This window comes from Exiguobacterium sp. s133 (assembly GCF_018618595.1).
Lineage (GTDB): Bacteria > Bacillota > Bacilli > Exiguobacteriales > Exiguobacteriaceae > Exiguobacterium_A > Exiguobacterium_A oxidotolerans.
Window position 1 is genome coordinate 1 of record NZ_JACSMK010000006.1, and the last position, 22,095, is coordinate 22,095.

Annotated in this window: 23 protein-coding genes; 9 read left to right on the plus strand and 14 right to left on the minus strand. The window is 45.7% G+C overall.

From position 1 onward, the window contains the following. Positions 1-419 precede the first annotated feature (419 nt). The 6 genes from KNP96_RS09465 to KNP96_RS09490 form a co-directional block, all read right to left on the minus strand. Positions 420-953: a DUF420 domain-containing protein gene (locus tag KNP96_RS09465; protein ID WP_088838161.1), complete on the minus strand. Its 534-nt coding sequence runs from the start codon at positions 951-953 to the stop codon at positions 420-422. Positions 954-956: 3 nt separating this feature from the next. After that, on the minus strand, positions 957-2,384 hold the full coding sequence (locus KNP96_RS09470; protein ID WP_029332004.1) for a dihydrolipoyl dehydrogenase family protein: 1,428 nt from the start codon (positions 2,382-2,384) through the stop codon (positions 957-959). Continuing rightward, a complete protein-coding gene (locus tag KNP96_RS09475) occupies positions 2,381-2,761 on the minus strand; it encodes a DUF1499 domain-containing protein (protein WP_088838162.1) in 381 nt (126 codons plus the stop codon). The genes KNP96_RS09470 and KNP96_RS09475 overlap by 4 nt, the downstream gene beginning before the upstream one ends. A gap of 98 nt (positions 2,762-2,859) precedes the next feature. Further along, on the minus strand, positions 2,860-4,245 hold the full coding sequence (locus KNP96_RS09480) for a sensor histidine kinase (protein WP_088838163.1): 1,386 nt from the start codon (positions 4,243-4,245) through the stop codon (positions 2,860-2,862). Continuing rightward, positions 4,242-4,934: a response regulator transcription factor gene (locus KNP96_RS09485; protein ID WP_088838164.1), complete on the minus strand. Its 693-nt coding sequence runs from the start codon at positions 4,932-4,934 to the stop codon at positions 4,242-4,244. The genes KNP96_RS09480 and KNP96_RS09485 overlap by 4 nt, the downstream gene beginning before the upstream one ends. Positions 4,935-4,957: 23 nt before the next feature. Continuing rightward, positions 4,958-6,220 carry a hypothetical protein gene (locus tag KNP96_RS09490; protein WP_214770147.1) on the minus strand — a complete coding sequence of 421 codons (1,263 nt, stop codon included), beginning with the start codon at positions 6,218-6,220 and terminating at the stop codon, positions 4,958-4,960. A gap of 126 nt (positions 6,221-6,346) precedes the next feature. On the opposite strand from KNP96_RS09490, the gene KNP96_RS09495 reads away from it, so the two are divergent. Next, the gene (locus tag KNP96_RS09495; protein ID WP_214766381.1) at positions 6,347-7,153 is read left to right on the plus strand and encodes a Cof-type HAD-IIB family hydrolase; all 807 of its coding nucleotides are present in this window, start codon (positions 6,347-6,349) and stop codon (positions 7,151-7,153) included. Positions 7,154-7,309: 156 nt separating this feature from the next. Here the strand turns inward: KNP96_RS09495 and KNP96_RS09500 are convergent, their stop codons facing one another. Further along, positions 7,310-7,969 (minus strand): uracil-DNA glycosylase, encoded by a 660-nt coding sequence (locus KNP96_RS09500; RefSeq protein ID WP_088838167.1) that lies wholly within the window; start codon positions 7,967-7,969, stop codon positions 7,310-7,312. 81 nt (positions 7,970-8,050) lie between these two features. On the opposite strand from KNP96_RS09500, the gene KNP96_RS09505 reads away from it, so the two are divergent. Beyond that, positions 8,051-8,773 (plus strand): WecB/TagA/CpsF family glycosyltransferase, encoded by a 723-nt coding sequence (locus tag KNP96_RS09505; protein ID WP_088838168.1) that lies wholly within the window; start codon positions 8,051-8,053, stop codon positions 8,771-8,773. Positions 8,774-8,822: 49 nt separating this feature from the next. Here KNP96_RS09505 and KNP96_RS09510 read toward each other — a convergent pair whose 3' ends face one another. Continuing rightward, complete coding sequence (locus KNP96_RS09510; protein WP_029332013.1) at positions 8,823-9,455, minus strand: NAD(P)H-dependent oxidoreductase; 633 nt, start codon at positions 9,453-9,455, stop codon at positions 8,823-8,825. A 171-nt stretch (positions 9,456-9,626) separates the two neighbouring features. Then, on the minus strand, positions 9,627-10,085 hold the full coding sequence (locus tag KNP96_RS09515) for a MarR family winged helix-turn-helix transcriptional regulator (RefSeq protein ID WP_088838529.1): 459 nt from the start codon (positions 10,083-10,085) through the stop codon (positions 9,627-9,629). Between the two features lie 170 nt (positions 10,086-10,255). On the opposite strand from KNP96_RS09515, the gene KNP96_RS09520 reads away from it, so the two are divergent. Together KNP96_RS09520 and KNP96_RS09525 are read left to right on the plus strand one after the other, a co-directional pair. Then, a complete protein-coding gene (locus KNP96_RS09520) occupies positions 10,256-10,510 on the plus strand; it encodes a hypothetical protein (RefSeq protein ID WP_214770150.1) in 255 nt (84 codons plus the stop codon). Positions 10,511-10,528: 18 nt separating this feature from the next. Continuing rightward, the gene (locus KNP96_RS09525) at positions 10,529-11,500 is read left to right on the plus strand and encodes a LacI family DNA-binding transcriptional regulator (protein ID WP_214770153.1); all 972 of its coding nucleotides are present in this window, start codon (positions 10,529-10,531) and stop codon (positions 11,498-11,500) included. 59 nt (positions 11,501-11,559) lie between these two features. Here KNP96_RS09525 and KNP96_RS09530 read toward each other — a convergent pair whose 3' ends face one another. The 5 genes from KNP96_RS09530 to cbpA all read right to left on the minus strand — a co-directional run bounded on the left by KNP96_RS09530 (position 11,560) and on the right by cbpA (position 17,842). Continuing rightward, complete coding sequence (locus tag KNP96_RS09530) at positions 11,560-12,222, minus strand: C40 family peptidase (protein WP_088838171.1); 663 nt, start codon at positions 12,220-12,222, stop codon at positions 11,560-11,562. A 232-nt stretch (positions 12,223-12,454) separates the two neighbouring features. Beyond that, entirely contained in the window at positions 12,455-15,598 is a 3,144-nt protein-coding gene (locus tag KNP96_RS09535; protein ID WP_088838172.1) for an efflux RND transporter permease subunit, read from the minus strand. Positions 15,599-15,636: 38 nt separating this feature from the next. After that, positions 15,637-16,200, minus strand: a complete 564-nt coding sequence (locus KNP96_RS09540; RefSeq protein ID WP_088838173.1) for a TetR/AcrR family transcriptional regulator — start codon at positions 16,198-16,200, stop codon at positions 15,637-15,639. 174 nt (positions 16,201-16,374) lie between these two features. After that, positions 16,375-17,139 carry a pyrroline-5-carboxylate reductase family protein gene (locus tag KNP96_RS09545; RefSeq protein ID WP_088838174.1) on the minus strand — a complete coding sequence of 255 codons (765 nt, stop codon included), beginning with the start codon at positions 17,137-17,139 and terminating at the stop codon, positions 16,375-16,377. 64 nt (positions 17,140-17,203) lie between these two features. Continuing rightward, positions 17,204-17,842 carry a cyclic di-AMP binding protein CbpA gene (cbpA, locus tag KNP96_RS09550; RefSeq protein ID WP_088838175.1) on the minus strand — a complete coding sequence of 213 codons (639 nt, stop codon included), beginning with the start codon at positions 17,840-17,842 and terminating at the stop codon, positions 17,204-17,206. A gap of 335 nt (positions 17,843-18,177) precedes the next feature. On the opposite strand from cbpA, the gene KNP96_RS09555 reads away from it, so the two are divergent. The 5 genes from KNP96_RS09555 (at position 18,178) to bshB2 (ending at position 21,850) form a co-directional block, all read left to right on the plus strand. Next, entirely contained in the window at positions 18,178-18,795 is a 618-nt protein-coding gene (locus KNP96_RS09555; RefSeq protein ID WP_029332023.1) for a DUF47 domain-containing protein, read from the plus strand. Between the two features lie 16 nt (positions 18,796-18,811). Further along, positions 18,812-19,816 carry an inorganic phosphate transporter gene (locus KNP96_RS09560; protein ID WP_088838176.1) on the plus strand — a complete coding sequence of 335 codons (1,005 nt, stop codon included), beginning with the start codon at positions 18,812-18,814 and terminating at the stop codon, positions 19,814-19,816. A gap of 132 nt (positions 19,817-19,948) precedes the next feature. Next, entirely contained in the window at positions 19,949-20,764 is an 816-nt protein-coding gene (locus KNP96_RS09565; protein ID WP_088838177.1) for a bifunctional hydroxymethylpyrimidine kinase/phosphomethylpyrimidine kinase, read from the plus strand. A gap of 64 nt (positions 20,765-20,828) precedes the next feature. After that, positions 20,829-21,194 carry a YojF family protein gene (locus tag KNP96_RS09570; protein WP_088838178.1) on the plus strand — a complete coding sequence of 122 codons (366 nt, stop codon included), beginning with the start codon at positions 20,829-20,831 and terminating at the stop codon, positions 21,192-21,194. Further along, the gene (bshB2, locus tag KNP96_RS09575; RefSeq protein ID WP_353048339.1) at positions 21,194-21,850 is read left to right on the plus strand and encodes a bacillithiol biosynthesis deacetylase BshB2; all 657 of its coding nucleotides are present in this window, start codon (positions 21,194-21,196) and stop codon (positions 21,848-21,850) included. The genes KNP96_RS09570 and bshB2 overlap by 1 nt, the downstream gene beginning before the upstream one ends. Positions 21,851-22,095: the final 245 nt, after the last annotated feature.

Below are 22,095 nucleotides of genomic sequence, written 5' to 3' on the forward strand. Positions count from 1 at the left end.
TAAACGGCTTAAGTCCGCTGGAATTCAGGGCTCAAGCCGTTTAAAAAATTTATATTATTTGACCTGTCTACTTGACGGGGAGCAGTTCATTCAGAGGCAGGCAAGACCCTACTCGTTGTCCGCTAGGATCAAGGAGCAATGGCTTGCGCCTCGCCCGAGGAAAGCAACGAAAAAAGACGCTTAATGTCACGATAGCACGTTGTCTACAGTCTAAAGGGATTGCCATCTAACATTGATGAGCAATCCCTTTAGACTGTAAAAACCTTTTTATGAAGCGTGAACATGCTGCAGGAATAATGTCAATTTTCTCGCCTTGTCTTCAAAGAAGCAATTCACATTGCACTAAGTGAGGAACAAAAAAAGTGAGTCCCAAACACAGACAAGCTGCGTGAAGACCCACTTAACTCGAACATTCATTTTTAGTAATATGGACGAATCATGATGTAGACGATGACACCCGTCAGACTGACATACAGCCAGAGCGGCATCGTAAAACGTGTCCATTTTTTATGTTTCTCGAAATTTTGATTGAGCGCATGTGCGAGCGACATCAAGACGAGCGGCACGATAACCGCTGCCAAAATGATATGCGAAATCAAAATAAAGAAATAGACCGGGCGAACGAATCCTTCGCCGCCAAACTTCGTCGACTCACTCACGGCGTGATACGTCACGTAAGAAACTAAAAAGAGTGTCGTCGTCGTCATGGCACCACCGATGAAACGACGGTGATTGATCCGGTTTCCACGACGAATCGAAATCCATGCTCCAAGTAGGAGCATGAACGTAAAACTGTTAAAAATCGCATTGAAAAACGGTAACAACGTCCAATCAAAGCCATCACTCACCTGAAGCGGTGGCGCGAAAAAAAGTAAGGCGACAAGTAAGTTGATGACGAGCGTCAAAATAATGACGACCGGCACAAAATTACGCCGTTTAGCAGGTTCTTGCATGAATCATTCTCCTTGTTTCCAGTCAAAGTATCGTTTCAACCATTTCGGCAATGGACCATCAAAGAGACGCTCACGCCAGTAAAGATCAGCCGCACGTTGCACAGCCGCACCACGAATCGGATACGGGTGGACGACACGTGACAATTGACCGACTTTATCTTTACGAGCCATCGCATAAACGACTTCTTGCATCCACTCGCCAGCTTGCTCCCCAATCGCATGAGCACCAATTAGTTTACCACGTTTGTTCGCAATCAATTTGACGCGACCTTCTGTCCGACCATTGATGACGAAACGATCGACTTCATCGAGGCCTGTTTGATAAACCTTGATTTCGTCATATTTTTCGCGTGCTTCTTCTTCGGTCAATCCAAGATGGAACAGCTCAGGCGTCGTGAATGTGACCCACGGGACGGCACGGTAATCGGGCTTCGTCCGTAAACCGAACAAGGCGTTCGTAACGACCGTCTTACCTTCAAGACCCGCGACGTGTGTGAATGGTAACGATTGAATCGTATCACCGACAGCAAAGATGTGCCGTTGACTCGTCCGAAGTGATGCGTCGACTTGCACGTACCCTTTTTGCACATCAACACCGGCGCGATCGAGGCGTAAGGCTTCAATCCGCGGTTTACGTCCGACAGCGACGAGTACGGCATCCGTTTCGATGACACGTGATTCTCCATCCGTTTCGACCGTGACTTCAATCCCACCTGACGCTTTTCGAACTTGCGTCACCGTCGTGTTCAGATGCAACACAAGCTCTTGCTCAATTTGGCGTTGCAAGACTTCAACCATGCCTTTATCTTCTTTCGGCATCAGTGATTTTGCACCTTCAATGACCGTCACTTCTGTTCCAAGATGCGCGTAGGCTTGCGACAGCTCCATCCCGATTGCGCCGCCCCCGATGACGAGCAGACGTTCTGGACGCTCCGTCTGTTCAAAAATCGTTTCGTTCGTCAAATACGGAACCGTATCAAGACCATCGATTGGCGGAATGATTGGTTGCGAGCCTGTCGAGATTGCAAATTTTTCCCCGACAACAAGTTGTCCTGCTACCTCGACTTCGTTTGCACTGAGGAAACTCGCTTCACCGATATAGACATCTACGCCTAAGTCTTCGAACCGTTTTGTTCCGTCATGTGATTGAATGATGTTTCGTGCCCGGTCGACGCTCGCTTTCGTTTTCGAGTAGACCGCGTCACCATTTAATGTGACATTATATTTTTCAGCAGTCTGCTTCATGACATAGACATCGTGTGCTGCTTCAATCAACGCTTTTGACGGGACACACCCGTAGTGTAAACAATCTCCACCGAGATGCGTATGACGTTCAATCAAAGCGACGTGCGCACCAAGACTTGCAGCACCAGCTGCAATAGTCATGCCTGCTGCTCCACCACCGATAACAACGAGTTGATAACTTTTCATTGTGACTCCTCCTTCTGATAACGGTTAACGATATCTTCCATCCGCTTTCGATTGACGCCCCAGTCGGAGTAACCGACGCGTGAGGCAGACCGGAAATGAACAAGATGAGTCGACTGATCAAAATAAAATTCGACATCATCCTTAAAGTGGAAAAACTTACTCGAGAAGACAGCATGGATATAGTCTGGTGTTTCTTTCACGATTTTAACTCGATCGAGACTTTGCAAAATCCGCATGACTTGGAATTTCGAATCTTTCATCGTACCTTTGAACGGTAATGGGTCCATCTTTAACGCTTGTTGATCCGTTTGTGTCGATACTGCGTTCGGTTTTCCATTTAGCAGACTTAATGCTCCATTTGAGACGCCAAGTGCCATGTCTGATTCCTCCGTTTCATTTCTTGAAAAAAATAAATACTATTCCCATTTTACTTTACCAGTTCGATTTCGAAAGCGCTTCTCATTCGACTCCCCTGTTATGCTTTCGTCACCGGAAGCAAGATTGTCGCGATAGCACCACCTTCTGGTTGATTATCGATAAATAGTTTTCCTTCATGTGCTTCAACGAGTTCACGGCAAATCGATAGACCCAGCCCGGTCCCACCTTTTCCTTTTTGGACTTGATAAAATTTCTCCGTGACATGACGTAAATGTTCTTTCGGGATTCCTGGTCCTTCGTCACTAAAGGATAAAAAGAGCACACGTTCTGAACGGACGAGACGGATTGTAATTTCGCCACCTACGGGCGAAAAACGAATCGCATTATCTAAGAGGTTCAAGAAGACTTGTTTCAGTCGATTCTCGTCGTAGAGACCGATGACTTGTGCTGGTAACTTCCGCACGATGGTGACTTCTTTTTCTTCGACCTTTTGACGCAGTTGAGCCGTGACGGCTTCGATGATTTCCGTCAAGTTGACTTCCTGACGGTATAAGACGAGGCGACTCGTCTCAAGCTTCGAAAAGTCGAGTAACTGTTCAACGAGTGAAATCAGTCGTTCCGTCTCCGAGTGGATGATGCCCATACCGAGCGAGGCTTCTTCCGGTAGACGCTCTTTCTCTGCGAGCAATGTTTCACTCCATCCTTTGATTGAAGTCAGCGGTGTCCGTAACTCATGTGATATCCCAGAAATAAATTCATCTTTCAACGTTTCTTGTTGCTTGATCTGTTGTCCCATGTAGTTGATCGTCCGCGCGAGTTCTCCCAGTTCGAACGTATAGGCCTCATTCACTTTAACGTCGTAATGTTGCTTTGCAATTTGATCTGACGCCCCGATGACTTCTTGAATCGGTCGGACGATCGAGGAGACGAGTCGGGAAGAATAAATATAGGCGAGCCCCCAAATGAGGATTCCGAGCAAAAGGATTGCTAAACAAATCTCCATAACCCGTTGATCGATTTGATTGAGTGACGTCGTATAACGTAACGCCCCTGTCGTCTGTCCGAAAGAGACGACGGGTTCTGTCACTTCAAGCAGATGTTCATCCGTTGCAGCATCATCATAACGCTTCGTTATTGTTTCCCCAGCTTGGAGTTGTGTAATCTCTTCGTTCACTAATTTTCGTTTTGAGATGAAGCCAGTCGACGAATAGCGGGGGACGCCCTTCGCATCCAGCACCTCAATCTCAGCATCTTCATACGCATAGGAATCGAGGACGTCATGAATCGTCGCATCTGAATCCATGTAGTCATATGCCAAGCCACTATTTGCGAATAAGACAGCGCTCGCATTCGCATGCCGCTTCAAGACGTCTGTCGCCGTCACATAATAATAGTTATAGGTCACAAACGATAAAATCCCGATGACGAGCAGAACGGTCACCGTAATAATCGTCATGAACCGCATCAATATCTGTCGTTTCATTTTTCGTTACGCCACTTGTAGCCATGCCCCCACAACGTTTCGATAAACTGTGGTTCAGCCGGGTTTTCTTCAATTTTTTGACGAAGACGACGAATGTTGACATCGACGGTTTTTCGATCGCCGAAATAGTTTTCTCCCCAGACGGCATCAAGCAATTCATCCCGTGACATGACTTGATCTTCATTTTTAATGAAATGACAAAGTAAATCGTACTCTGTCGGCGTCACTTCGACATCGACGCCTCCTTTTTGGACACGTTTCGCGCCAAGATCAATCCGGAATGGTCCTGAAATCAGCTCGCGTGGTTGCTTCCGACGACGTAACGTTTCGACGCGTCGTAACAACGATTGAATCCGGGCCAGTAATTCGGCCGGGCTGAACGGCTTCGCGATGTAATCGTCCGCCCCGACACTGAGCCCCATGACTTTATCTTCCTCACGTGTCCGCGCTGTCAACATGATGATCCCGACGACTTCATCTTGCGCCCGTGCTTGCTCACATACAGCAAATCCATCGACTTCAGGCATCATGATATCGAGTAACATAATATCGAATGTCTCTTGTTTAAATTGTTCTAACGCTTCTCGGCCATTTTCCGCTTCACTCACTTCATATCCTGCCCGTTTTAAATTAATGACGATGAAACTTCGAATTGCGTGTTCATCCTCAGCCACTAATATTTTTGTCATGTTCGCTTCCTCCTACTTCTACTCTATTCGACGAGTGTTACGTTTGCTGCGTACTCTTCATATGATTTTGTGACATCCACGACATAAACGTAGTCAATGCCTTCTTTGATTTTCTTTTTTTGTGGACTGGCAATGTACTGATTCTTCGGAATCACTTCGATTTCGAAATCAATCCCATTCGTCTCCTGATTGATGAAGCGGATTCGATTATCTTTTTTATCAATCGTCTCTCGCGTCGCCCAGCGCGCCGGGAAGCGCATGACGAAATTGTATTCTAAATCGATGTATTGTTCTTCTCGGAGTTCAAATCCCGATTCGAGAAAAGGCGCCACGTCCAAGCCGTTCCATGTGTAATAGGCCGTGATACGCGGTTTGTCCTCACCAATCGGACCACTGCTGTTTTTTGGTGTGTACTGGTGTGCAAACTCTACGATTCCATCTTTATCGACGTCTTTCGGATACGTATACATCGGTTCGATGATCTCTGTTTGATTGCCGAATGTATGCTGCACAAGCCGACCTTCGTCCAGTTGAAACAGCGCCACATGCATCGCGGCATCACGTGTAAAAGAAATGAGCAATCCTCTTTTTTTAGACACATCAATCGAATCAACTTCAAACAAATCATGATCCGCGAACAAGTCACCCTCTTTTGTCGTCAAAGACATCGCCTGGCGATCAGATGGATTTAACACATCCTTGTAGTACATCACTTTTGCCGGTCGCCCTTTTTTCAAAAGAAGCATATCTTGTTGCTGATCTTGATTTAAGTCAGCAATCGTGACTCGATCGTATGTATCTACCTTCGTAATGTCTGCCGTTGGTTGAAGGAGATTTTTTAAGAGATAAACCGTGTTCGTCTCAAGGTTCGATATACCAATCACTAATTGATTAGACGTTTTCATCGGATTCAACACAACATGCAGTTGGTCGATTGCCTTTCCTTCTGCAATCGGTCGTCGTACCTTTAATGACCAACTCTCTTGTTTACGCTCGTGAACCAATAAATGAATTTGGAAGTCTCCGTTCACTTCAGTCCGATAAAAGGTGACCGCTTCTTGATGACCGTCCTGATTCAGGTCGATCAATTCATATAACCGTGATATCGACTGGTTTCGGGGGGCGATGATTTCTGCTCGTTCCGGGAGGTCGTGCTCAATTTTTTCCTTTAATGCAGTCTCCCATTTCGGTAGGGCCGGATGCTGTAGTAAGGTCGCAGGGTGCGGCAGGCTCAGGCCACATCCTGCTAAATATAGGGTCGATAAAATAATGGCAACATATCTCATAGTGGTTGAATCCTTTCCATTCGTGCTCTAATCAAACTGTATCATACTCTTCCTAAGGAGAGTATATTGTCGAATAGGAGGCAACTTGATACGATAGAACAGATAATTGAAAGGGGCTTACACTGAATGGCTTACGAAATGATTGTGCTCGATCTTGATGATACATTGTTGACGAGCGACCATACGATTTCCAAAAAAACGAAACAGGCACTACTCGACGTACAACGTCGTGGAAAAAAAGTCGTCCTCGCGAGCGGACGACCTACTTATGCGATGACTGATTTAGCGAAGGAACTTGAACTCGAACGTTACGGAAGTTTCATCCTTAGTTTCAACGGTGCATCCATCATCAACTGTCAGACAAACGAATCACTGTTTTCGAGTACACTCAGCCCGGAAACGGTTCATGGGCTTTACGATTTAAGTCGTCGTGAAGGCATCTATATCCATACGTACGTCGGTCACGAAATTTTTACGGAGACACCGAACGAGTATACGACGCTTGAAGGTCAATTGACGGGGATGGACGTCATCACGGTACCGGACTTTAAAGCTTCCGTAACAGAGCCAGTCGTCAAATGTCTGATGCTTGCTGAAGAACAACGCTTAGCGGAAGTCGAACAACAACTTCAAGTCGAACTTGCGGGTCAACTCGCAGTCGCACGTTCTAAACCCTTCTTCCTTGAGTTCACAGAAGCTGGTGTGACGAAAGGTACGAGTTTGGAACTTCTCGCTCGTCACCTTGGTATTAAACAAGCAGACGTCATCGCCTGTGGGGACGGCAACAACGACTTATCGATGATTGAATGGGCAGGCCTCGGTGTTGCGATGGCAAATGCTGCCGATACCGTCAAAGAGCGCGCTCAGCATATGACGGCTTCAAACGATGAAGACGGCATCGCACTCGTCATCGAACAATTCATGATGGATTGAGTTTTCAGATGACGATGTGATAACTACAAAAAAGCCGAATGCCTTCCCGCACTCAAAAGGGGGAAATCATTCGGCTTTTTTAGTGAACCTCCTACCCAAAACAGAATTCCCTGTTCGTTTATCAACCGTCTAATCCTGGTTAGGATATTTTCCGTTTCATGAGATACACCAATCAATCGGTTGGCGCCCTTGTTCTTCAAGCCACTGATTGACACGCGAATAAGGCCGACTCCCAAAAAAACCACGGTTCGCCGATAACGGACTCGGATGGACCGACTCCACTATCAGATGACGCGAGGTATCAATTAATACTTTCTTACTTTTTGCATGATTTCCCCAAAGAATAAACGCAATCGGTTCCTCCTGTGCACTGAGTACTTCGATTACTCGGTCAGTAAAGGGCTCCCAGCCCTTTTTAGCATGAGATCCAGCCTTCCCATCTTCGACCGTCAACGATGTATTCAAGAGGAACACCCCTTGATCCGACCACTTTTCGAGATTTCCGGTCGTTGGTTGCGTGCATCCTAAATCGGTTACAAGTTCTTTATACATGTTTCGTAACGACGGTGGAATCTTGACCCCGTCGTTCACGGAAAAGCTTAATCCGTTCGCTTGATTAGGTCCATGATAAGGATCCTGTCCTAAAATGACGCATCGAACGGCTGACGGTGCGACCGCATCAAACGCATGAAAAATCCGATCCTTCTCCGGATAAACTGTTGTCTCTTGATAGGCCGATTGAACGAACGACCAAAGTTGTTGAAAATATTCTTTTTCTTTTTCTTCTTTTAAAATTGTTTGCCAAGCAGGATGCATACAACTTCACTCCTTTTTCGGTCTTAGGACCCTGTTTGTTTAGATGGGTTCTGCTATGATGGAAAATGAGGTGGATTAACAATGATTCAAACAACAGAACTATTCGGGTTACCGTTCGTCAATGCCACACCATCGACATGGTATACCCATATTAAAACAGTCTTACACGACAATGAAAAAGCTTTTCTTGTGACGGCAAATCCTGAGCTCGTTCTCCGCTCTTTACGTGATCCGGAATACAACGTCATCTTGAAAAAAGCGACGTTCATCACACCAGACGGCATCGGTGTGACTGCCGCCAGTAAACGTCTAGGCAACCCGTTGCAGGCGACGCTTCCTGGAATTGAAACGGCACGGGAATTGTTGCGAACGGCTGACAATTTACACAAACGTGTCTTCTTACTCGGAGGTCGCCCGGAAGTCATGAAATCGTTGATTAAACAATTATCGATCCGTTTTCCGAATATCCAGTTCGTCGGGACATTTCATGGATTCGGTAAGGATCAGGAAGCTGCCGACGCCATTCGCTCTGCACAGGCTGATTTAATCCTTGTCGCGCTCGGAGCACCCAAGCAGGAACAATGGATTGCTTCCGTTTATGATCTCGTCGATCGCGGCATCTTCATCGGGGTCGGTGGTGCCTTCGATGTTTGGTCCGGTCATAGCAAACGAGCCCCTAAAGTGTTCCGCAAACTAAAACTAGAATGGCTTTACCGTATTTCGACACACCCTCGCGGTTTCGAGAAACTGAAGGACCTCGTTTTGTTTGCATTGCTTGTTCTACGTAAAAAATCACACATCTAATCAAAAAAATCCCTTCGTCCAGTCATTCGGACGAAGGGATTTTTTTAACTTACGCGTTGACCGTTGAGAACGCACGACCTAGTTCTTTTGCTTTTGCGATTGCTTCTTCTTTGATTTCTTCTGCTTTTTCTGGGTTCATCGCCATACCTTCGATGAAGAGCGCGTCGTATTCAGTCACACCTGTGAATGCGAGTGCTTGACGGAGATAATCGTCACCGAAGTTCAAACCAGAACCTGTGTAAACGCCGCCTGTTGCTTGGATGTGGAGTGCTTTTTTACCTTCCATCAATCCTTTTGGACCTTCAGCTGTGTAGGCAAAAGTTTTTCCAGCAAGAAGAACGCTGTCGATGTACATTTTGAGACGTGCCGGGAATGAGAAGTTCCACATTGGTGTAACGAAAACATATTCGTCAGCTGCCATGAACTGCTCGAGGTGTTTCGTCATTGTCCCGACTTTAGCGATTTCGACTTCTGAAAGCTCTTCACCTGTCGCGAATTTGCCCCATGCACTTAATACGTCTGTATCGATTTCTTGGACGTCTTCGCTGTAGAGGTTAAGTACTTCTACTTCTGCATTCGGGTTTGCTGCTTTATAGCTTTCAAGGAACGCTTCACCTGTTTGAAGGCTGAACGAATGTTCCGTAGATTTTGGGTTTACAGTTACATAAAGTAATTTAGTCATTTTTATTTCCCCTTTTTATTTAAAGTAATTTCTGTAACTAAACATACCAACATCATTTTCATTTGTCAATTCGTTTGATTTCAAAGTATTAACTCTATGAAAAGACAAACAAAAAAGATGAAATCTCACCTTTCGGTGACATTCCATCTAGATTGAATGGATCGGCTGGCATTACGCTTTTTCAGAATGCGTATAATTATCTGCCCGGTACCCGACTCGTTTAAGTTGATCAATCAATTGTTCTTTTTCGCTAACCGTCAAGTCGCTGAATAAGTCCATCAAAAATGCTTCATGTTTCGGGAACGTTTCTTCCATCAACGCTTGACCTGCCTCAGTCAACGTACCGAATGTGACGCGACGGTCTGTCGGGCAAGATTTGCGTGCTAGTAGTCCACGATTTTCAAGTTTATCTACTACGTAAGTGACACTTCCACTCGTCAATAAAATCTTGTCGCCGATTTGCTGGAGCGGTGTATCGCCTTTATGATACAACAACTCAAGCACACCAAATTCTGAAGGATTCAATTGATGGGTCTTGATGTCTGCTTTTACTTGTTCCGTCACAGCATGCATCGTTCGCGATAAGACTACGAGCAATTTTAGTGCTAGTTTCGAATCTGTCGCTTCCATTTTACGTTCGCCCCTCTTTATCTTGATTCGCAAATAATCATAGTCCTCTTTTTTACATTGGTCAATTGCGGTCAAAATCCTCATGCCTTCTTCCTCTTGAAATTGTTCTTGCCGTGGAACGCGTTCCATAGTCTATCGTCATGGTATACACTACTAAGGAGGTCTTCTATATGTCGCTTCATACACGACTAAAACGTCTCTACAAATGGAACGTCGCCTTCGAACTTGCGATTGAGCAGCTCGGGACGCCGACCGGTTATTACCTTTGCAAACATACCTTGATTGAACAATATCCCCATTTAAAACCGGCTGAAAAAATGAAGCTTCTCGAAAGAATTACGGAGCAAATCGAACGCTCTGATTCGTCGTCCGGACCGATCACGAAGCAACACTGGATTCAACTCGAACAACAACTATCTAGCTAAGGATAGGAGGGATTTTGAATGACGAACATTCGTGACTTGGCTCACGAAGCAAACGTTTCCGTGACGACGGTTTCACGCGTCCTCAACGATCATCCTTATGTCGCTGAAGAAAAACGGCGTGCCGTCAAAGAAGCCATTTTAAAGCTCGGCTACATCAGAAATCAGACAGCTGTCCATCTCTCGACTGGACGGACGAAAACGATTGGCGTCATGTTACCGTTCGTCGACCATCCCTATCATGCCGCGATTCTTCAAGGAATCGCTAAAAGTGCCTTCGAGGACGCCTATCGTTTTTTAACGTGGCAAACGAACTATTTCGAAGAACATGAACGAACTGTTTTACGCGCGCTTGCGCAACGTGAAGTCGACGGCTTAATCATCGTCTCACACAGTCTTGCCGTCTCTGAAATTCTTTCGTACGAACAATACGGCCCAATTGTCTTTTGCGAGTTGCATGAATATGTCTCATCCGTCTATATCAATCATTACACTGCGTTTTGTAAAGGCTTGACGGCACTCCAGCAACTCGGTCACCACCAGATCGGTATTTGCCTTGGACGGGCTGATAGTACGAATAGCCGCGCCCGCAAGCAAGCCTATCACGACCTCGTCGAACCTAATTCGAATGATTGGGTGTATGAGCAAACGTTGACGATTGAAGATGGTACCCGCGTCGCCGAACATTGGCTCAGTCAGAAACAGCGCCCTTCCGCTATCATGACGACGAGTGACCACGTCGCTGCCGGACTGATCATCGCGCTCAGAAAACGAGGGTACCGTATCCCGGAGGACCTATCTGTTATCGGGTTCGATGGCAGTGACCTCGCAGAAGTGCTCGATTTGACAACGATCGCGATTCCTTATGCGTTAATTGGTCAACAAGCTTTTTCGCTCGTAACGCGTGATGTCACGAAACAACCGTTACAAATCGAAATCCCGGCAACCCTTCGGATGGGGAATACTGCGGCACATCTTCCCTTTGCTGATTGAGAATGAGAACTAAAACACCCGCTTCTTGTCTCGCACAAGAGCGGGTGTTTGTCTTGTTCTTATAAAGTTCCTGCCGCGACGTAACGCGATCCCCAATACCCACCGCGGAATGATTCTTTGACGACTTGACCATAATACGAGTTAGCATTGATCATCGTCGAACCATCGACTGCAATACCGACGTGCTGGATGCCACTGCCATGCGTGAAGAACACGAGATCCCCGGCTGCTGGTGCCGTCCGTTTCGTTGCTGCATATTGTGAGGCTGCCGTACGTGGTAAAGATTTACCGAGCGCACGGTAAACGTAACTTGTGAATCCAGAACAATCAAAGCTCGTCGGACCCGTTGCACCAAAGACATATGGACGTCCTTTTAACCCTTCAGCGACAGATACAATCGTCGCACCTGTTTTTGAGAGTCCCGCTGTTGCTTTTTTATTGTAGCTCTTCGTGTACATCGCAGCGATGTACGCTGTCTTACCTTGATAACGCAACCGATACCAGTTGTTTGAGGTTTTGCTCGTGACAGTGACTGACTGGCCGAGCTTCAGCTGACCGAGTTTCTTCCCACTGACCGTGGCTTTCGAACGGATATTCAACACATCGACTGAAACGACTACTTTTTTTACCGATGCTGCTTTGGTTGCTTGTGGGACGGAACTCCAACTGCTAACGACTAATGTCACGAGTATAAATAAACGGATCCAGAGCGATACTTTCATCTTTTACTAATCCCCTTTTAAGTAAAGTTGACGGTTATGTAAAACGAATTAAATTGTCAGATAATTTCTGTTTTTATCCTATCATTTTGATTCCATCGCTCGTGTTACAGTTTATTGACAGGAATGCCTTCCTGTAATACTTTTGTAACAAAATAAAAAAAACAGGTTATAGAACGGCTTTATGAAGCCATTCTATAATTCCTGTTTCAGAGAGGTTTTTGTTTGAAATCAATTAATCGATTGACTTCTTTTTCCGAAAACGTGCTAAGAACTCATAGACAATCGGGACGATGAGAAGTGTGAGTAACGTCGAACTCGTTAACCCACCAATGACCGTGACCCCAAGTCCTTTCGAAATCAACGCGCCGCCTTCTAGACCGAGGGCGAGTGGTGATAAGGCACCAATTGTTGCGAGTGCCGTCATCAAGATAGGACGAAGTCGTGTGCCTGCTGCATCGAGCAGGGCCTCACGTGTCGCTAGACCTTCATTTTCCTTATGAATGACACGGTCAATCAAGACGATTGCATTCGTGACAACGATTCCGATCAACATCAAGGCTCCGATTAGTGAGGAAACCGAGATCGTTTCGCCAGTAATCAATAGGGCGAGTAAACCACCGATGATTGCGAACGGAAGTGAGAACAAGATGACGAGCGGCGTCAATGCTCCACCGAAAGTCACGACAAGAACGAGATAGACGATCGCGACTGCTGCTGCCATCGCAAGACCAAGTTGTGTGAACGATTCTTGAATCTGCTCCGTCACCCCACCGACTTTGTAAGAAACACCTGTCGGAAGGTCAATTGTTTTGACAGCATCGTCAATTGCTTGTGATGCTTCCGTCGCTTTATCTGTTTTCAGTTCTGCCGTCACGGTTGCGACGAGTTTCCCGTCTCGTTCATTTAACGAGTCCGGTGTCGTGCCTTTTTTGACAGAGACGAAATCAGATAACTTTTTAACACCGAGCGGCGTCGTGATATCGGCTTCTTCTAAATCATCAATCGAGTCGTACGTCGTTTGTTCGTTTGGTACGATGACGTCCAATTCTTTCCCGTCTACTTTTATAGTAGAAAGTGGTTTTTCGACGCCTTGCACGTTAGCGATTCCTTGCGCGAGTTGGGCTGTCGACACACCGAACTCGGCAGCTTTTTGTTGGTCGACTTCAAACGTGTACTGCGTATATGAATCTTTTAAGTCGGTCGTTACCTTCCGAACGTATTTTGATTCACCTTCGATTGCTTTAACGAACTTCGGTGTGATCGTTTCTAGATCTTCGATTGAATTCGCGAAGACTGAATACGAAACACCAGATGAACCGGCACCACCACTGAAGTCTTGTTCTTTCCATTCTCCAGTCGGGATGGCTTCATTCAAGTCTTTCACTGCCTGTTGTTTCACGTCTGCGAATTCCTCTGTATCTGGATCATACTGGGCGATGAAGACCGCTTGTTTCGTATTTCCCGGATTAAGTGGATTTTCGCCTCCTACCGTGAACTGGAGATTGTCGATATTCTTTTGTTTATCAAAATAAGCTTCAGCTTGATCCGCTGCCTCAAGCGAGTCATCAAGCGTTTGACCTGGTTCCGGATTATACGTCACATAAAACGTTTTTTCACTCTCTTGATTCAAGAAGTTGACCCCAATCGCCGGTACGAGAGCAAAGCTTCCGACAAGCATTAAGACTGCAAGACCGAAGACGATTAATTTATGGTTCAAGGACCAGTTCAACACGCCACGGTACCAGCTCGCTAATTTCCCGCCATCTTCTTTTTCCGGTTTCGGTGCTTTCCCACGTTTGAACAGTGAGTCAGCAAACATCGGTACGACTGTTACGGCAACAATCAGCGATGCGAATAATGCAAAGACAACTGTCAGTGCGAACGGCAGGAACAGTTCACCAACAAATCCTGTTACGAACCCGAGTGGTAAGAAAACAGCAATCGTCACGATTGTTGATGATGCGACCGGAATGAACACTTCACGTGTTGCATCGATGATTAAGGCTTTACCTTTAAGTTTTTCGCCGGGATCCGTTAAGCGACGATAAATATTTTCGATGACGACGATCGAATCATCGACGACACGACCGATTGCGACCGTCATCGCACCAAGTGTCATGATGTTCAACGAGATATCCATCTGTTTCAAGACAAGAATCGCCATCAGTAACGACAACGGAATCGAAATGACTGCAATGATTGTCGATTTAAAGTTGCGTAAAAATAAAAGGATGATGATGATCGCAAATAATGCACCAATCAAGGCTTTACTGATCATCGTTGAGACAGACTCTTCAATCGGTTTTCCTTGGTCGAGTGTGACTGACGTTTTGACCGATCCGTTTTCTTTTTCAAAATCTTGAATCGTTTCTTTGACGGCAGTGACGACATCGACGGTATTCGCATCCTGTGATTTCGTCACTTGAATTCCGATTGAACGTTCACCGTTCGACCGCGAAATCGATTCTTCGATTCCTTTATCTTCTACTTTTGCGAGCTCAGACAATTTAACAGTCGGGACTTGTGTTGGTGTTGGCGCTTGTCCTTCTGTTGGTGCTTGTCCTTCTGTTGGCGCTTGTGGCGTCGTCGGAGCTTGTGAAGGAGCTGCCGGTGTATCGCTTGCTGCCTGTTGCGGCGTATAAGGCAAACGAAGATTTTTTAATTCTGTGACCGTCGTAGCTTTTCCATCAAGCACAACAGCTTGCTCTTTGTCACCAAGCTCGTATAAGCCGAGTGCTAAACGCGAATCATTCGCTTGAATCAGTTGCTTGACGTTATCTTCTGTCAATCCATATTGCTGTAGCTTTTCATCATCGAATCGAATTTCAATCCGACGAATCTCTTGCCCAGCGATTTGAACCGTTTGAGCGCCTTCGATCCCTTCAAGTTTCGGTTGAAGTTCTGTCTCGACGAGCTTCGTCAACTCGGAGAGTGAACGTTTTTCGTCTGATACTGCGAAACCGACAACGGGGAAAGCATCGAATGAAATCCGTGAGACATTTGGTTCTTGCGCGCCTTCTGGTAATTCAACATTCGCTAATGCTTCTTTGACTTGTTGTTCTGCTTCATCCATATCCGTACTGAAGCTGTAGTCGATTTGTAGATTTGAGGCGTTTTGGAAAGATGTCGATCGGACCGTCTCGACGCCTCCTAGATTTTCGACCTTACTTTCGAGTTCTCGACTGACTTCATCAAGGACTTGTTCAGGCGTCGCCCCTGGATAAATCGTCGTTACCGAAACAGTCGGTGTCGTAATGTCTGGTAGCGTTTCGAGTTTCATCGTCGTTCCTGCATAAATCCCAGCGACGGTGATGATGATCGTCAGCAACCAAAGAGCAAATTTATTATTCACTGAAAATTGAATGATACGCTTCATGGTAATTATTCGCCTTCTCTCTGTTTTTTATTTCATATTTACTCTTTATCTGAAGCTTGGTCGATTTCGCGCGCCCGTTTTAATAGACGCTCGACCAATTGTTGACGCTCTGCTTTTGACGGCTGAGCGAACTTAAAGTGCTCCGACATTTTCAACCCATCTAATACGAATCGAATCATCATCGCTTCGACCGGATCAGCGCTCTCCATCAATTGATTAAAGAACTGATTAACTTGCTTTTTTCGTTCTTCGACAAACGCTTCATTTTCTTTCAAGAACGATAACAAAAACAAGACCGTATCGATATCCAAGTGAAACTCTTCCTCGTGATTCGCTTGTAACGTGACAAACGCTTCCATCTGACCTAAACCTTGATCCAGATATTCTTGATACTGCTTAAACTGACGGGATTCTTGTTCTTCAATCACACCCATCAGCAACTCTTCTTTAGAAGCGAAATGATACAATAAGCCACCCTTAGAAACATTCGCTTGTTTCGCGACTTCTTCTAACGTCAATTGCGGAAACCCACGGCTCATCATGACTTGAACAGTCGCGTCAGTGATTCGCCGTCTCGTTTCTAACGCTTTCGCACTAACCATACGTTACCTCCTTTCTTTTACTATACCGTCCAGACGGTTTATTTCTTCACTATACGAATTTTCATTTGATAATGCAACCGTCAATGCATGTTTCACGTGAAACGTTTTCAATTTTTACGAAAAAAGACACATTCTCGTCTGAACCGTGACGGAATATGCCTAAAGTCGTTCGATTTACGCTTCGCGTGCACTCTCACTTAATGCCGCTCGCATTATTTTCTTCAATTCATGCGTACGTAACACTTGAACCCCACGATCAGTTGGTCCACCCTCCGCCGCGACATCATCAATCAATGCCTCAGTCGGTCGATCGTCTTGAAGCAAAAGTTCGGCCGACCCTTTCATTGCTTGGGCGATGATCCGTCGCGCTTGTTGTGCTTCAAATCCGGCTTCCGTCAAAACAGGAGTCATCGCACCTACGATTTCATAGAAGAAAGCCGGACTGCAGCCAGCAGCAGCCATTAAGAACGGCATAGTCGTTTCATCCGTTTCTACCACCTCACCGACGCGTAGAAAAAGTTCCGTCGCCAATTGTTTTTGTTCCATCGCTACTTGATGACCGAACCAAAGCCCTGTCATCCCTGTCCGAAAAGCGACCGGTGTATTCGGCATCGCACAGACTGCACCGCAACCTGATATCTGTTCAATTTCATCCGGTGTGATATGTGCTGCGACAGAAACAAGCAGTTGATTCGTCCACTCATGACGCTCTACGTATTCCAGTACGCCGTCAGGTTGCATGGCTAAGACGACGATATCGAATGACTCGATATTCTCTTCTTCAATGATTTGAACACCATGTTCATTAGCGAGCTCTGATAAACGCTTACGATCTGCACGATTCGTCATCGTAATTGATTCGGGCGCAATTCCTGAATCAATCCATCCTTTGACCAACGATTCACTCATCGATCCTGCACCAACCATTAAAATGTTCATAACGTTCCTCCCACAACAAAAAAGGACCTGTTGTGCCAGGTCCTTTTCGTATTTTCCTTTTTAATTATACACGAAGTTCCAAGTCTTCGACAGCGACGACACGAAGCCCTTTTTCGTTCAATTTCTTCACGATTTTATTTTTTGTTTTCTCATCACAATCAAGCGGAAGGGTAATGAGAACACGACGCATGACACTACTTTTGGCATCAAGTGTCATGAGACTAGCAACCGTCGAGTATTTGTTGACGATTTTTGCGATTTTTTCAAGAGCACCTTTTTGTTCACTCAGTGCGATCGTCAACACGTAACTTCCTGAATCACGATTCCATGCCTCTTCCAACATCCCAAGCATTTTCCCGTGCGGTAAAATACCAAAGAATTGACCGTCATCATTTAGTACGGCGATGTATGGTAATTCTTTGATCGAAAAGAAGACTTCAAAGAAATTGCTTGCTGTATAGATGAATTTTGATGTGTTCTTAATGAGTGTCATGACATTGTCATCTAAACTGCCACCATTCATCCCATGGCGATAAATATGCATTTTATAGATATTTCCTTTAAATTCTTGACCTGACTGGTCGAGTACAGGTACGCAACGATATCCTGTATCTTCTAACGTCTTTAACGCTTCACGAAGCGTTGCCGTCTCTGAAATCTTGATACATTGGTGTTTTGGTATACATAAACTTTGCACGAGCATACAAAACGTCCTCCTCTATTTCACTTTGTGTTGTAACCTACTTCTTTATCCTTTGTACTTATTCGTTCTGTTATACATTTTTCCTGCTTCTCTTCTATTCCCTACTATTACAATAACAAAAACACAGATAAAACCCATTGAATACAAAGAAAATAGTCTTGAAAAATCTTTATCCAGATTATTTATTAATTTATCAACCCTATTAACTTTAAGTTTTATTAAGTTTTCGTAAACGCGGTACATAGTTGTATTCTTTTACAATAACGTCTGATACAATCGAACTCGTGAAGTTACTTCACTATTCTATTCTTGTTCTTAATATGGAGGCAGAAGAAATGTTTAGTAAAAAACAAGATCCATTCGCAGTGAAATTATCCGAGATTGCCGGACACTTGCAACAGACGTCTCAGTTTTTCGTTGATTTTAAAATCAATGGTATTGCGGACGTTAAAGAATTCGCGCATAAAGTCAAAGACTTTGAAACTGCTGGTGACGACTTGATGCACCAATTGATCATCGACTTGAACAATGCATTCATCACACCGATTGATCGCGAAGACTTGCTTGCACTCGCGAACTCACTGGATGATGTACTCGATGGATTTGAAGAATGTTCCGCGATTTTTGAGATTTATAACATCGTCCGTGCCGACGAACATATGATTAAATTCGTCGATGAGATTCATATCGCCGTCAACGAACTCGCTTTAGCGATGGACCTTCTTGTCGCACGTAAGCTTCAACCGATGCGTGAACATGTCATCAAAGTAAAAGAACAAGAAACGATTTGTGACGACTTACGTCGTAAATCAATCAAAGCATTGTTCGCGACTGAAACTGATCCAATTAAAATCATTCAATATAAAGAAATCTATGAATCGCTCGAATCAATCGCCGATTACTGCCAGGACGCAGCAAACGTCATTGAAACGATCATCATGAAAAACGCATAAGTGAGGAGCTAACGAGATGGATAGTCTGTTTATCATCACCGCTATAATCGTGATTCTCGCACTTGGCTTCGATTTCATTAATGGTTTCCACGATACGGCGAACTCGATCGCGACTTCAGTGTCGACTCGTGCATTGAAACCACGTCACGCCATTATCCTTGCTGCGACGATGAACTTTTTAGGGGCAATCACATTTACTGGAGTCGCTAAGACGATTTCCGGGGACATTGTTGACCCGTCAACACTAGAACACGGAAGTTATGTCGTCATCGCTGCTCTCCTCTCTGCGATTGCTTGGAATCTATTGACGTGGTACTTCGGTATTCCGTCCAGTTCTTCGCATACGTTGATTGGTTCGATTGCCGGTGCTGCGGTTGCTTCAGTCGGATTCGGCGGTATTGAAACAAAAGGCTTCTTAAAAATCGTCCAAGCCTTATTGATTTCGCCAATCCTTGCTTTTACACTCGGTTTTCTCGTCTACGGCATTTTTAAAGTAGTTTTCAAAAAAGGGAACTTGGCGAAGACGAATCGTCGCTTCCGTCATATGCAGATTGCGACTGCAGCCCTTCAATCATATACACACGGAACGAATGATGCGCAAAAAGCGATGGGGATCATCACCCTCGCCCTGATTTCTTCTGGTTTTCAGACCGATCATGATGTGGCCCTTTGGGTAAAACTCTCTTGTGCCATCGCGATGGGACTCGGGACGTCTGTCGGTGGATGGCGGATCATCAAAACAGTTGGTGGTCAAATCATGAAAATTCGTCCTGTCAACGGCGTAGCGGCTGACTTGACGTCTGCTGCCATCATCTTTGGTGCGACGGCGATTCACCTTCCTGTATCAACAACGCATGTGATTTCCTCTGCCATCATGGGTGTCGGAACATCGCATCGTAAAAAAGGCGTTAAATGGGGTACGGCTAAACGAATGCTGATCACATGGGTCATCACATTACCGATTTCGATGGCATTCGCCGCTCTGATTTATACGATTCTTGATTTTCTTTTCATTAAATAGTCTCGTCCCCCACTCGTTCATTTGAGGTGGGGGTTTTACTTACACTTCATAAGTTGCCGCAGTTGTCGCTCTGGTCATAATTCGCTATGATGAGAAAAAGAAGTAGCGCTATTTTATTAGGAGGAATTCCAAATGACAAAACGTAAAGCATTAACGATTGCTGGTTCTGACACGAGTGGCGGAGCCGGTATCCAAGCAGACTTAAAAACGTTCCAAGAACTTGAAGTCTACGGCATGAACGCGCTGACAGTCATCGTCGCGCAAGATCCTGATCAGGCTTGGCACCATGCGGTTTATCCAATCGATGCAGAACTCGTCCGGACACAAATCCATACAGTCCTCGGAGGAATCGGTGTCGATGCAATGAAAACGGGGATGCTTCCGACTGTCGAAATCATCGAAGTCATTGCTGAAAAAATTAAAGCATCAGGCGTTAACAACGTCGTCATCGATCCGGTCATGGTCTGTAAGGGTGAAGATGAAGTACTCAACCCGGATACAGCGAATGCCTTACGTGACATTTTGACACCGCTCGCGACAGTCGTCACACCGAACGTTTTCGAAGCGGGACAATTGTCTGGTCTTGGAAAAACACCTTCGACGATTGACGAGATGAAACTTGCAGCAGCACGGATTCATGAAAAAGGTGCACAATATGTCCTCGTTAAAGGTGGCAGCAAGATTGATCACCCTCGAGCAGTTGACGTGCTTTATGATGGGAAAGAGTTTATCCTAATTGAGGATGAACGCATTGAGACACCATATACGCACGGGGCAGGATGTACGTATTCTGCAGCGATTACAGCAGAACTCGCTAAAGGCGCTTCGGTCGAAGAAGCTGTCCGAACTGCCAAATCGTTTATCACAGCAGCGATTCGTAACTCATTCCGTTTGAATGAATATGTCGGTCCGACTGATCATGCTGCACATCGTACAGTTAAGTCTTAACACGTTCAGGAAGTCCGCGCAGTGATTCGCGGGCTTCTTTCTGTATTCGAAGGGAGAGATACTATTGCAAACACTTGATTTAAAGGTCGTTCAACAGTACATTGACGATCATGCGAACACACCACTTTACGTCCATGTCGAAACAACGAACGGTGCGTATGCGACGCACCAAGACCCGACGTTCCACAGTGCGGGGATGTTTTTCCGCAATGCGGAAATCACATACGAACGCGGCTTGATCACAGGAAACGGTCCATACCGGATTGGTCTTAAACTTGCCCACGGATGGCTATACGGTGAAGGATTAACCGATTATGAATTCGCGGGAGAGCAACTCTTGATCGCGGGACATGATGTCGAAGGACGTCTCGCGATTGCTTTTGAGCTCAGCCCGACACCATTCGCTCAAGGCGCAGAGGAGGTAGAATGATGGCTTACAATGAACACGATCACCTGCTCGTCATCTTCCCTCACCCGGACGATGAAGCATTCAGCTCGGCCGGGACAATCATCGAGCATGCAACGAACCGCGGACCTGTCACGTACGCCTGTTTGACGCTCGGTGAAATGGGACGCAACATGGGACGTCCCGTCTTTACGAACCGGGAACAACTCGCGACGATCCGCAAACGTGAATTAATCGCAGCAGCTGAAAAAATGCAGATTACCGATCTTCAAATGTGGGGATTACGGGATAAGACGGTCGAATTCGAAGATGAAGCAGCACTCGCTGAACGGATTGGACAGTTGATTCAAAAAACACGTCCGACTCGCGTGATTTCATTTTATCCGGGCTATGCCGTCCATCCGGACCACGAAGCAACAGCACGTGCTGTCGTTCGTGCCCTTCGCGCAATCGACGAAGCCGATCGTCCTGAATTTCTTGCCGTCGCTTTTGCGAACAACACAAAAGACGAACTTGGCGAAGGTACGTTCATTCATGATGTCAGTGCATATACGGATCAAAAAGTTGCTGCACTTGAAGCCCACGCTTCTCAAACAGGTGGACTGATGAAGGTCATTTCGGAAGACTCGAACATCCGGGACCTCCTTGTCAAAGAACGCTATTACCACTATCCATTATAATGAAGAACCTCGAAACGACTCCGACGTCGTTCGAGGTTTTTTTCGTAGAACAAAAGATTCACACGACTCAAGACGCTGACTCTGCGCGCTTTTCCCTGCAGGCGTCACAGGAGGCTGAATCTTTTGAAACCCGCAACGATTGACGCGAGAAAGAGTCGACTTTTTTTCTCCCGTCTGCTAGTGTGAATAGTTGAGACTGTGTCTCCGGAGTTCGTAACCTCCTCCGTCACAAAAACTAGGAATGG

Excerpts from the sequence above, each read along its gene's own strand:
- KNP96_RS09465 (WP_088838161.1), bottom strand. The coding sequence starts at position 953 with ATGCAAGAACCTGCTAAACGGCGTAATTTTGTGCCGGTCGTCATTATT.
- KNP96_RS09470 (WP_029332004.1), bottom strand. The coding sequence starts at position 2,384 with ATGAAAAGTTATCAACTCGTTGTTATCGGTGGTGGAGCAGCAGGCATG.
- KNP96_RS09475 (WP_088838162.1), bottom strand. The coding sequence starts at position 2,761 with ATGGCACTTGGCGTCTCAAATGGAGCATTAAGTCTGCTAAATGGAAAA.
- KNP96_RS09480 (WP_088838163.1), bottom strand. The coding sequence starts at position 4,245 with ATGAAACGACAGATATTGATGCGGTTCATGACGATTATTACGGTGACC.
- KNP96_RS09485 (WP_088838164.1), bottom strand. The coding sequence starts at position 4,934 with ATGACAAAAATATTAGTGGCTGAGGATGAACACGCAATTCGAAGTTTC.
- KNP96_RS09490 (WP_214770147.1), bottom strand. The coding sequence starts at position 6,220 with ATGAGATATGTTGCCATTATTTTATCGACCCTATATTTAGCAGGATGT.
- KNP96_RS09495 (WP_214766381.1), top strand. The coding sequence starts at position 6,347 with ATGGCTTACGAAATGATTGTGCTCGATCTTGATGATACATTGTTGACG.
- KNP96_RS09500 (WP_088838167.1), bottom strand. The coding sequence starts at position 7,969 with ATGCATCCTGCTTGGCAAACAATTTTAAAAGAAGAAAAAGAAAAAGAA.
- KNP96_RS09505 (WP_088838168.1), top strand. The coding sequence starts at position 8,051 with ATGATTCAAACAACAGAACTATTCGGGTTACCGTTCGTCAATGCCACA.
- KNP96_RS09510 (WP_029332013.1), bottom strand. The coding sequence starts at position 9,455 with ATGACTAAATTACTTTATGTAACTGTAAACCCAAAATCTACGGAACAT.
- KNP96_RS09515 (WP_088838529.1), bottom strand. The coding sequence starts at position 10,085 with ATGGAAGCGACAGATTCGAAACTAGCACTAAAATTGCTCGTAGTCTTA.
- KNP96_RS09520 (WP_214770150.1), top strand. The coding sequence starts at position 10,256 with ATGTCGCTTCATACACGACTAAAACGTCTCTACAAATGGAACGTCGCC.
- KNP96_RS09525 (WP_214770153.1), top strand. The coding sequence starts at position 10,529 with ATGACGAACATTCGTGACTTGGCTCACGAAGCAAACGTTTCCGTGACG.
- KNP96_RS09530 (WP_088838171.1), bottom strand. The coding sequence starts at position 12,222 with ATGAAAGTATCGCTCTGGATCCGTTTATTTATACTCGTGACATTAGTC.
- KNP96_RS09535 (WP_088838172.1), bottom strand. The coding sequence starts at position 15,598 with ATGAAGCGTATCATTCAATTTTCAGTGAATAATAAATTTGCTCTTTGG.
- KNP96_RS09540 (WP_088838173.1), bottom strand. The coding sequence starts at position 16,200 with ATGGTTAGTGCGAAAGCGTTAGAAACGAGACGGCGAATCACTGACGCG.
- KNP96_RS09545 (WP_088838174.1), bottom strand. The coding sequence starts at position 17,139 with ATGAACATTTTAATGGTTGGTGCAGGATCGATGAGTGAATCGTTGGTC.
- cbpA (WP_088838175.1), bottom strand. The coding sequence starts at position 17,842 with ATGCTCGTGCAAAGTTTATGTATACCAAAACACCAATGTATCAAGATT.
- KNP96_RS09555 (WP_029332023.1), top strand. The coding sequence starts at position 18,178 with ATGTTTAGTAAAAAACAAGATCCATTCGCAGTGAAATTATCCGAGATT.
- KNP96_RS09560 (WP_088838176.1), top strand. The coding sequence starts at position 18,812 with ATGGATAGTCTGTTTATCATCACCGCTATAATCGTGATTCTCGCACTT.
- KNP96_RS09565 (WP_088838177.1), top strand. The coding sequence starts at position 19,949 with ATGACAAAACGTAAAGCATTAACGATTGCTGGTTCTGACACGAGTGGC.
- bshB2 (WP_353048339.1), top strand. The coding sequence starts at position 21,194 with ATGGCTTACAATGAACACGATCACCTGCTCGTCATCTTCCCTCACCCG.